Source organism: Lichenibacterium minor, from assembly GCF_004137685.1.
Taxonomy (GTDB): domain Bacteria; phylum Pseudomonadota; class Alphaproteobacteria; order Rhizobiales; family Beijerinckiaceae; genus Lichenihabitans; species Lichenihabitans minor.
Genome location: NZ_QYBB01000080.1, coordinates 1 through 9,399, shown reverse-complemented (window position 1 = coordinate 9,399; position 9,399 = coordinate 1). Strand labels below are relative to the sequence as shown.

Sequence of the window (9,399 nt, the reverse complement as noted above, 5' to 3'; positions counted from 1 at the left end):
TGCCATCCGCCTCACGCTGCGAGGCCAGCCAATCGCCGTGCCGGCCTGAACGGCAGCACGACCTCGTGAGCAATTACGACGCGAGAAATGCGGCCTACCAGCGAGAGCAATATTTACTTCCCACGAAACTCGATGGCGTCGGACGATCGTGCAAGCAACGTGCTTATGTTGACGCGGGTGTGTCGCTCCATCAACTATACGTACGTCTATCTGTCCCTATGCGTTGGTACCAGCCATGTCCGCGAAGGTCTTCTTCAGCCGCACGGCCGCGCCCGACATCGTTAATCCGACCAGCGCCAAGGTGCCGGCCAGGATCGGCACGTGCGCGAGCGGGACCCCGTGTGCGATGGCGACCGCTCCGATGCCGGCACCGACCGCATTCCCGAGGTTGAGGGCGCTGATGTTAAGCGTCGAGGCGAGGTTCGCGCCGTCGCGGGCGCGTTGCACCACCATGGCCCGGAGCACGGGCAGACGGCGAAGGCGGAGGCTCCCCCACATCGCTACGGTCACAACCTTGAGCGACATGGAGGATACGCCCCAGCCCAGGACTAAGAGACTGATCGCCGGCAGGCCCAGCATCGTCGACAGGGCCGGAAGTGCCGTCCAGTCGGCGAGGCAACCCCCGAGCGCGTTCAAGGCTGTCAAGGCGAGGCCGCACCCGAGCAGGATTCACGTCATGAGCTTGATCAGCATGTTAGGCTACACTCGCCATCTTACCATGAATCTTCCGGGCTAGACCATCTCACTCTGCGACGGGAGGGAAGCCGGGAGCCCTCAACGCCCCTCACAAGCTAAAAAGATTCGCCAAAGTCCTATTGTCAGGGATGAGTAGTTTGGGAGCAAGATTCGGCCCGTTTACCGCCCAACGCGTCACAGGTCCTAGGGGAGATCTGTGAGCAGACATTGTAATCCGTCATACACGGCTGTGGGCGCTCACTGCAACTGGCGGCCCAAGTGTCACCACTTCCCATCAAGCCTACGTGGCAGTCATCCGGATCAAGTGAGCATGCATGGGTACTTTTCTTGATGCAGACTTGTGAAGTTGATCGCTCCATAACCTGTATGTCCGAATGCCCCTTCACCATAGAATTCGTGAGTTCTTCGAACGCGCGACGCACCTCGTCAGTAGCTTGCAGTCGAATTCGCGTCTCTGCCGATTCGTAACTCGCCATGTAGACATACCATTGCTCACCGTACTTGTCAGGCGGACTGTTTTTATTGTATGCAACTGTATAAGGACCGTTGGTCCCGGTCATGTTTGGATATATGGCAAATCGATATGTTTCGGCGCCGTTCTTCTTCAGGGCGTCGAGATAGGTTTGAGCTGCGGCGGGATCGTTTCCAGTGGCAGCATTCCCATCGAATGCAGGGAAGGCCAGCAAGCCTAATTCGAGCACCTGCCCGCTGGATTGAGCCAGCGTATGAAGGTCGAAACTCTTGTCGAGCGGCTTGACGAAGACCAGGGTCATATCAAGAGTTTGAAGCCACTTCTCGGCGACTGGCGTTGAGAAGAGCACGTTGGCCATGTCCTGCCATTTCTGCTGGTTCTCCCACCAAGTCATACCGGTCCAAGTACCTGCGCCCGTATTGGCGGGAAGGCCCCATGTCGAATGCCACTCGCGCTCGACGAGCGGGCCCGGCTGCGCACTTAACATCGCAATGAACTCTGAGCGCCACTTGAACATCTCAAGCTTGTCCGAGTGGGTACGACGCAGGGCAATCTCAAGCATCGGACCCGCGGGATAGCCGCCTACCCCATCCTTGATGTCGCGCCAATTCGCGGGTAGTTGGCTCGATACCGTCACCGGTGAAGAGGTCTGGCCAGATGCAGCGCTCACTGCAAGCGAGCCGACCAAAAAGCAGGTTTTAAATGAACATGCGGATGCCATTTTCAGAAATCCGCGTCGCGAGCGGCCATTCGGCACTAGATTGTTGACCATGGTTTGGCTTTCTCTACTGAGTTTGAATCGATATCGATTGCTGGACCAGCATCGAAGGTATCAGCGGTGATGATATTTCCAGTCATCAGCCAGTCGTTTTCGGGCGCCGTGGCGCATTCCACGTTGCCGAGGATAAAAAAGGCTAGCAAAGCGAGCAGCGTGGAGCGTGCTGGCATGCGGCTTAATGGCATCGTCAGCAGCGGGTCGCCAACGGCTCCTCCCTAATGTGTAGCCGAGCACTAGATGGGGCCGATGTTACTCGGTCGAGCAGTGAGATCAATTGCTGGATGACTTGGCTCATATGCTTACCGAGCGAATGGGCGCGCCAATGCATTCGCCTGGAAGGGCGCGTCGGATTCGGCTTCGACGCGCCTTCACCATCACTCTAGATTGAGAAGTCGCCGTCGACGTCGAGAGGATCGGCGGAAGTGCCAGGGAGCCTCGGGTCGACGCGCAAGCGCGCGACCTCACGGCGCGACGCGGTGACCTTCCGCCGCCGATGTCTCGATCGCCCGGATCAGGCGATGGCGCTGCACCGCCCCGTCGAAGTCCGCGACCGGGTGAGGGGCTCTGTCCCCCAAGGTGAACTGGGCGTAGACTTCGGCGACGTTGACGACGTGGCTCGGAAGCGCGTTCGGCACCGTCCTGTAAGCTGCCGGGACAGGCAATTCCGTCAGCCCTGGGTCGCCCTCACGGGCACCCCGCAGCGTCAGGGGCGACAGCTGCAGGTGCCCGCTCGAGGCAGTGATCTCGAGGTCGCCTTGCGTGCCATTGATCTCCCAGCGCAGGTTGGTGCCGAGCGACGAGCCTCCCCGATAGTGGACGGAGGCCACGGCGCCGCCCTCCAACGTGCCGGCGACGACCACCTGGTCCTCCGCTTTGATCGGGCTCTCCTGACCCGTCTCCATTATCTTGGAGCTGTGACGTCGCATCGCAGTGACGGCCGACAGGTCGCGGAACTCGCCGAGGCATCCGCACAGGGCGTCGACCGTGGGACCGAACGGAAACGTCAGCATAGTGGCGCCGTTGGCGCGATCGTTGGTATAGGCGTCGCGGGCGCTCGTCGTCGGCCCGAGCAGCCCTCCGGAGCCGACCAGCGTGGTGGACAGCACCTCCCCGACGTAGTCCGAACGCAGGAGGTCGCCGAGGTAGCGCAGGACCGGCGACGACCGGGCCTGCAACCCCACCACGGTGCGGACACCCGCGGCGCGGGCCGCCTCCGCCATGACCTCGGCTTCGGCGAGGTCATTGCCGAGAGGCCATTCGCAGTAGACCATCTTGCCTGCCGCGACGGCGGCTTCCACCAGGGCGCGATGGTGCGGCACCTTCACGGTGACGACTACGAGGTCGATGTCGGGAGCTCGGGCGAGCGCCGCGGCATCACCGTATGCGCCGGGAATCCCGAAGACCGTGGCGCTGGCCCGTGCGGACTCGAGGCTGGTGTTGGCGACCGCGACCAGCTCGTAGGCTGGCAGCGCCCGCAGCGCGGGGACGTGGGCTCGCGCCGCCCACCCCTCGCCGGGACTGAGCCCGATCATGCCCACGCCGATCCTTCCATCACGCATGGTGATCTCCCGATAGCGCCCGACCGGGACCGGAGCCGGCGGGCTCCGAGCGGCCCGCGGCCCCTCGACGGGCCGTCACAGCCTCACCCCGTGGACGATCGTCTTGTGTTCGACGAAGTCGTCCATGGCCGACACGCCGTTGAGGCGCCCGAGCCCGCTCTGCTTGTAGCCGCCCTCCTCGGTCTCGTCGTGGACGACCGCCCAGTCGTTGACCCACACCGTGCCGGCGTCGATGAGGCGGGCGACGCGCAGCGGACGGTCGACGTCCGACGACCAGATCGAGGCGGCGAGGCCATACTGGGAGTCGTTGGCGAGTGCGACCGCCTCGGCCTCGGCGTCGAAGGCCTGCATGACGAGCACGGGTCCGAACACCTCCTCCTGGGCGATGGGCAGCCTATGGTCGTCGATCTCTAGCAGCGTGGGACGGTGGAAGGCGCCGCGAGACAGGGGTCCGTTGCGGAGGGGACCACCGCGCGTCACGACCCGAGCGCCAGCCGCGATCGCCTCCTCGACAACCTTGTCGACGCGCTCGACGTTGGCGCGATCGATCATCGGCCCCATCTGGCTCGCCGGGTCGGACGCCCGTCCGACCCTGACGGCCTCGAGCCGCGTCGCCAGCCCGTCCCGGACCCTATCGAGAATGGCGCGGTGCACCAGAAGGCGGCTCCCGGTCATGCAGAATTGGCCGGCGAATGTGGTGAGCGCCTTCTCGACGACCGGGAGGGCGCGGTCGAGGTCGGCGTCGTCGAACAGCAGGATGGGCGTCTTGCCGCCGAGCTCGCCGCCGAACCGCTTCATGTGCTTGGCGCCCGACGCCATGATCTGCTGGCCGGTCTTCGAGCTGCCGGTCAGGCTGATGATCGGGACGTCGGGCGAGTCGACGATGGCGCGGGCGGCGTCGCCGTGGAGTTCAGTGACGACATTTACGACCCCGGCCGGAAGGGTTTCCACCTCGGCGAAGACCTCGCACATGCGGGCGTTCGTCTGGGCCGTAAGCCCCGGCAGCTTGCCGACCACCGTGCATCCTGCGGCGAGGGCGGGCGCCAGCGAGCGGATGAACAGCACCACGGGGGAGTTCCAGGGCGCGATGACGCCGGCCACGCCCATGGGCTCGCGCAACGTCGTGGAATAGCGGCCCGGCGCGGTCTCGATGGCGCGGCCGAACTCGGTCAGGGCGAGGGCGGCGTAGAAGCGCAGCTTCGACGCCACCCTGCCGACCTCGAAGCGTGCCTCGGGAACGATCTTCCCGTTCTCCAGGGCCAGGATCTCGACGAGGTCCTCGGCCCTCGCCTCGAACCGGTCGGCCATGACGTTGGGGGTCCTCGCCCGCAGGCGCCTGTCCCCGCGCCAGGGTGAGTCGACGAAGGCCCGGCGCGCGGCCGCGACGGCCAGCGCGGCCTCGGAGGCACCCCCGTCGGCGTAGGTACCTATCGGCTCACCCGTCGCCGGGTCGACACTCTCGCGGCGCAGCGAGGAGTCAACCCAGTCCCCGCCGATCCAATGCTTCGCTGACAGTCTCGATGGTATCACGCTGTCCTCGCTCTCGAAGGAGGGACCACCTACTTCGTCTGGCCGTTCGGGCGATCGGCTGCGCCGTTGACGGGCAGCCTCCCGTTCTCGTCTGGAAACAGCGATGACCTCGCAGGCGGCGCGTAGGGAGTCTCGACATCCGGCGACTGGTTTCCCGAGCCCACCTTGGCTGGCACCATCCCCGATGATCCCCCGTTGGCCGACAAGGCCTGTCCCTCGGCGCGGGCGCCCCCGGACGAGAGGAGACAGCACAGGAGCGTTGCTGACGCGATCGATTTGAACATAAGTCGACTCCCTTGGACTCAGCGCTGCGAAACGTCTTCTGGATAGTGCCTCAGGCGCTGGGTGGGTTGGTAGGAGAGAAGCTGTAGCGCGCGATGCGCCAGCGCCCGTCGGCGCCCTTGTGCATGACGAAGAGTTCCTGGTTCGCCTCCGACACGGTCTTGCCGGTCGAGTGGTGCAGCGTCGTGCCAGCGGAGTTCGTGCGCACGAAGGCCCAGTCGGGGGCCATGACGACGACTTCGTTGATGTCGAACTTTACATTGAACTTCAACTCGAGGAAGAAACCGTCGTAGGCCTTCCGCAGGGCGGCCTGGCCGATGCTTGAGGGGCTGAACGGCGCCATGCAGATGCCGTCCTGGTCGTAGAGCAGCAGGACGTCGCTCGTGTCTCCTCCATTCAGCGCAGCATTGTAGGAGGCCAGCGCGGCTCGGATGGCGGCTTCGTCCTGGGCCATGGTGCTGGCTCCCATCGTGGCTGGGTGAGGCTGCGTCGTCTGTGCACGCGCCGGAAAGATCGAGGTGGACCCGAGCAACGCCGCAGTAAGCAGGGCGGCTTCGACGTTCTTGTGGATGAGAACCCTACATGATCGTGTTTTCCTGCTCATAAGCGGGATCGCTTCGAGATTGTGACGGCGACCACCTTGCCCCAACGAGCCTTTATCTATCAACTAAACCAAAGTATGTGGACCGTACCAAGAGTGATGGTTTCCGATAATGGGAATTCTGATCTCGGATTTAGGACACCGATGGCTGACCTGAACGCCCTCATGATCTTCGCCAAGGTCGTCGAGGCGAAGAGCTTCACCGAGGCCGCGCGGCGGCTCGACATGCCGGTCTCCACCGTCAGTCGAAGGGTGGCCGACCTGGAAGGGGAGTTCGGCGCGCGTCTGCTCCTGCGCTCGACGCGCGCCGTGCAACTGACGGAGGACGGCGCGAAGCTCATCGAACAGGCCCGAGCCCTCGCCGAGATCAACGACGCGGTCGACGACGCGCGATCGAAGCGGCGGACCGAGGCGTCCGAGACGCTTCGGATCTCCGCCCCGCCCAGCATCTCCGACACGGTGCTGGCGCCGCTGGTCGCCGCCTTCCGCGTCTCGTTCCCAAACGTCGGCGTTAAGGTGTTCATCTCGGGGCGGATCGCCGACGACTTCCCGGACGGCGTGGACCTTCAGGTCAAGATCGGACCTCAAAGGAAAGCCGAGCAGGGCCGGCTGAAGCTGATCACCTACCGGCACCAACTCGTCGCCAGCCCCAGCTATCTGCGAGGCGTCAAGCCGTTGCTGGTCCCGCGCGACTTGCTGGCCCATCCGCTCCTGGCCTTCGCGTTCCCCGGCGTCGAGAGCACCTGGACCCTGACCGAGGTCGGCGGCTCCAAGAGGGAGGTGTTGCGCTTCAGGCCACACCTCGCCATCAGCGACTACGCCGGGCTGACGTCGCTCATGCTGGCGGACGGCGGCATCGGCGACCTGCCTCCGGTGGTGCAGCCGGAACTCATGCGCGACGGCAGGCTAGTCGAGGTGCTGCCGGGTTGGGGGCTGCCCGTCTTCGACCTGTGCCTCGTCCACCCGCCGAGCCGCGCGCCGTCCGGGCCCATGCGGGCCTTCATGGAGTTCGCGGGTGACATGTTGCCCCGGCTGTTCCCCGAACTCTCGCACTGAGAGGGGCGACGCAATGGGACGCCACGGATGAGCGCGCATACCCTCCTCTCCTTCGCCACGGTGGTGCTCTTTGGGGGCATCGCGGTGCCGCTGCTGTTTCCGCGCTGGCCGGTCTCGGCGCGCGCGCTGTGGCGTGTGGCGACGCTCGTGCTCCTCACCCTCCTGATCCAGCGCGTCGTCGGCTCGCCCCTGCAGCCGGAGATCTACGCCGACGGGGCCTGGGACCGGGCGTGGCAGCAGGCCGTCGAGGCCGGCTGGTGGATCGTCGCGGCCCGAAGCGTGGCCGGCGTGGCGCGCCTGCTCCTCGTGCTGCAGAACCGCTCGCGCGAGACCCAGATCCTGTCGGACCTGATCGGTGGCGCGGTCTACGTCGCCGCCGCCCTGGCAATCGTCGACCTCGTCTTCTCCGTCCCGGTCGGCGGGCTGATCGCCACCTCCGGCGTGATCGCGGTCGTGATCGGGCTCGCGTTGCAGAGCACGCTGTCGGACGTCTTCTCAGGCATCGCCATCGACATCGAGCGGCCCTACCGGGCGGGGGATTCCCTCTGGGTCGAAGGCAGCGTCGAAGGGCGCGTCCGCGAGGTGAACTGGCGCTCGACGCTGATCGCCACGGCAAACGGCGACGTCGCCGTGGTGCCCAACAGCGTCATGGCCAAGTCGCGACTGGTCAACCACAGCCTGCCCGCACCCGTGCGCCGGACCACGGTCGAGGTCCGGCTCGACCCGCGCGTTATGCCGGAGCGCTGCAGGGCCGCTTTGGACGCGGCCGTGAAGGCCTGCAGATTGCCCCTATCGGATCCTCCGCCCGCCGTGGTGCAGACCGCGCTGCGCGGCGATGGGGCCTCGTACGAGATCGCCTTCTCAGTCGCCGGCAACGAAGTCATCGGCCCGGCGCGGACGGAGGTGCTGGCGCAGGTGCAGCGCCACCTGTTCCACGCCGCGATCCCGCTCGCCGTCGAGGGCTTGGCGGAGGTCCCGCCGCTTGCGATCCCGACCTCGGCCGACCTGCTCGCCGGGTCGGACCTGTTCGGCACCATGGCGGGCCGGGAACGCGACCTCCTGGCCGCGTTGATGGCCGACCTCCGGCTCGCGCCGGACGAAAGGCTGTTCGAGCAGGGCGACCCCGCCGAGGCCCTCTATGTCGTCGCCTCGGGCACGGTCGGGATCCTGCGGCGCGAACCGGACGGGTCGGAGATCCACCACCGCATGAGTCCGGGCGGCAGCCTTGGCGCGATCGGGCTGATCACGGGCTCGCCCTATGCGGCGACTGCCAAGGCGCTGACGCCGGTGAAGGCCTTCCGCCTCGATGAGGCGGCGATAACCGCCGCGATCGAGGATCATCCCGACCTCGCGGCCGCGTTGGAGGACCTGGCCCGACGCGCGCAGGCGTCGATCAGCTCCGACGTCGCCGCCAGCCACGATCATCGGGACGAGCGCCCCGACCTGTTCCTGTCCCGGATGCGCGGGTTCCTGCAACGCCTCGCTGCCGACGTCGTTCGCGAGGCGCCGCGATGAGCCCGCGACCGCCGCGGCGGCGCTTCCACAATGGCAGACCTGACGACGGGAGGGCGAGATGACGCCGGAACGGATGCACGCTCCCGCGATCCGCGGGCGCGTCAGGCTGGCCTCGGGACTCGTGCTGCTCTGCTTCGTCGCCATGCACCTCGCCGACCTGGCGCTGGGGCTCTCGTCGATCGGAACGATGGATCGGGCTCGCGTCTGGTTGCTGGCCCCGTGGCAGCTCTGGCCTTGCCAGGTCGTCCTGCTCGGGGCCGCGGTCGCCCATGCGGTGCTGGGACTCCAGGCCCTGTCTGCCCGGCGCACCCTGCGCCTGTCGCGGACGGACTGGGTGCAACTGCTGCTCGGGTTGGCGATCCCACCGCTGATCGTCGCCCACGTCGTCGCCCTTCAGGTGGCGAGCGACCTCGACCAGGCCTTCGACGCCGACTACGGGTTCGTCCTCGCCGTCTACTGGCGTTACGCCCCGGCCTACGCGCTCCAGCAACTCGCCGCCGTGCTGGCCGTCTACGTGCACGGCGTCGTCGGCCTCCAAGCGTGGCTGGTGCTACGGCCCTCCTGGCCACGCGTTGCGCCGCTCCTGTCGCCGGTGGCCTTCGCGCTCCCTGTCCTCGCCCTCCTCGGCTTCGCCCAGGCCGGGCAGGAGGTGCTGCTCCGGCTCGACCGCGAGTCGGACTGGACGGCGCGCGTCGCCGCCAACCTCGACCTGTTGGGCTCTTTGCGCGGTCGCCTGGACACGATCGAGGACGCGGTGCTCCTCGTATACGGGGCGGCACTGGCGATGGCGCTGCTGGTGCTCTGCGCCAACCTGCGCCGCCTGCGATCCCGTCGTACGCGTCCGACGAAGACCGCCTTGCGGGATGACTGGCCCGCGGCCGACTTTACGGGCTTACGGCTAGCCTAAAGG

General features: G+C 66.3%; 9 protein-coding genes. 3 read left to right on the top strand and 6 right to left on the bottom strand.

All coding sequences use genetic code 11. The annotated features are described in order from the left end of the window. Positions 1–216: 216 nt before the first annotated feature. The 6 genes from D3273_RS26280 to D3273_RS26255 form a co-directional block, all read right to left on the bottom strand. The gene (locus tag D3273_RS26280; RefSeq protein ID WP_129229920.1) at positions 217–645 is read right to left on the bottom strand and encodes an MFS transporter; all 429 of its coding nucleotides are present in this window, start codon (positions 643–645) and stop codon (positions 217–219) included. Between the two features lie 173 nt (positions 646–818). Continuing rightward, the gene (locus D3273_RS26275; RefSeq protein WP_129229919.1) at positions 819–1,940 is read right to left on the bottom strand and encodes a hypothetical protein; all 1,122 of its coding nucleotides are present in this window, start codon (positions 1,938–1,940) and stop codon (positions 819–821) included. Continuing rightward, positions 1,925–2,116: a hypothetical protein gene (locus D3273_RS26270; protein WP_129229918.1), complete on the bottom strand. Its 192-nt coding sequence runs from the start codon at positions 2,114–2,116 to the stop codon at positions 1,925–1,927. The genes D3273_RS26275 and D3273_RS26270 overlap by 16 nt, the downstream gene beginning before the upstream one ends. Positions 2,117–2,407: 291 nt before the next feature. Further along, entirely contained in the window at positions 2,408–3,505 is a 1,098-nt protein-coding gene (locus D3273_RS26265) for a Gfo/Idh/MocA family protein (protein WP_129229917.1), read from the bottom strand. A 75-nt stretch (positions 3,506–3,580) separates the two neighbouring features. Continuing rightward, a complete protein-coding gene (locus tag D3273_RS26260; RefSeq protein ID WP_245501403.1) occupies positions 3,581–5,035 on the bottom strand; it encodes an aldehyde dehydrogenase family protein in 1,455 nt (484 codons plus the stop codon). A gap of 334 nt (positions 5,036–5,369) precedes the next feature. After that, entirely contained in the window at positions 5,370–5,771 is a 402-nt protein-coding gene (locus D3273_RS26255) for a YybH family protein (RefSeq protein ID WP_165359717.1), read from the bottom strand. Between the two features lie 291 nt (positions 5,772–6,062). On the opposite strand from D3273_RS26255, the gene D3273_RS26250 reads away from it, so the two are divergent. Genes D3273_RS26250 through D3273_RS26240 form a run of 3 tightly spaced genes read left to right on the top strand, consistent with a single transcriptional unit; the run spans position 6,063 to position 9,396 of the window. Continuing rightward, on the top strand, positions 6,063–6,974 hold the full coding sequence (locus D3273_RS26250; RefSeq protein ID WP_165359716.1) for a LysR family transcriptional regulator: 912 nt from the start codon (positions 6,063–6,065) through the stop codon (positions 6,972–6,974). Between the two features lie 27 nt (positions 6,975–7,001). Beyond that, a complete protein-coding gene (locus D3273_RS26245; protein WP_129229914.1) occupies positions 7,002–8,489 on the top strand; it encodes a mechanosensitive ion channel family protein in 1,488 nt (495 codons plus the stop codon). A gap of 58 nt (positions 8,490–8,547) precedes the next feature. Then, the gene (locus D3273_RS26240; RefSeq protein WP_129229913.1) at positions 8,548–9,396 is read left to right on the top strand and encodes a hypothetical protein; all 849 of its coding nucleotides are present in this window, start codon (positions 8,548–8,550) and stop codon (positions 9,394–9,396) included. The last annotated feature ends 3 nt before the right edge of the window (positions 9,397–9,399 follow it).

Bases quoted from the DNA above. Each gene is read 5' to 3' on its own strand.
- D3273_RS26275 (WP_129229919.1), bottom strand. From the start codon at position 1,940: ATGGTCAACAATCTAGTGCCGAATGGCCGCTCGCGACGCGGATTTCTG.
- D3273_RS26270 (WP_129229918.1), bottom strand. From the start codon at position 2,116: ATGCCAGCACGCTCCACGCTGCTCGCTTTGCTAGCCTTTTTTATCCTC.
- D3273_RS26265 (WP_129229917.1), bottom strand. From the start codon at position 3,505: ATGCGTGATGGAAGGATCGGCGTGGGCATGATCGGGCTCAGTCCCGGC.
- D3273_RS26255 (WP_165359717.1), bottom strand. From the start codon at position 5,771: ATGGCCCAGGACGAAGCCGCCATCCGAGCCGCGCTGGCCTCCTACAAT.
- D3273_RS26250 (WP_165359716.1), top strand. From the start codon at position 6,063: ATGGCTGACCTGAACGCCCTCATGATCTTCGCCAAGGTCGTCGAGGCG.
- D3273_RS26245 (WP_129229914.1), top strand. From the start codon at position 7,002: ATGAGCGCGCATACCCTCCTCTCCTTCGCCACGGTGGTGCTCTTTGGG.
- D3273_RS26240 (WP_129229913.1), top strand. From the start codon at position 8,548: ATGACGCCGGAACGGATGCACGCTCCCGCGATCCGCGGGCGCGTCAGG.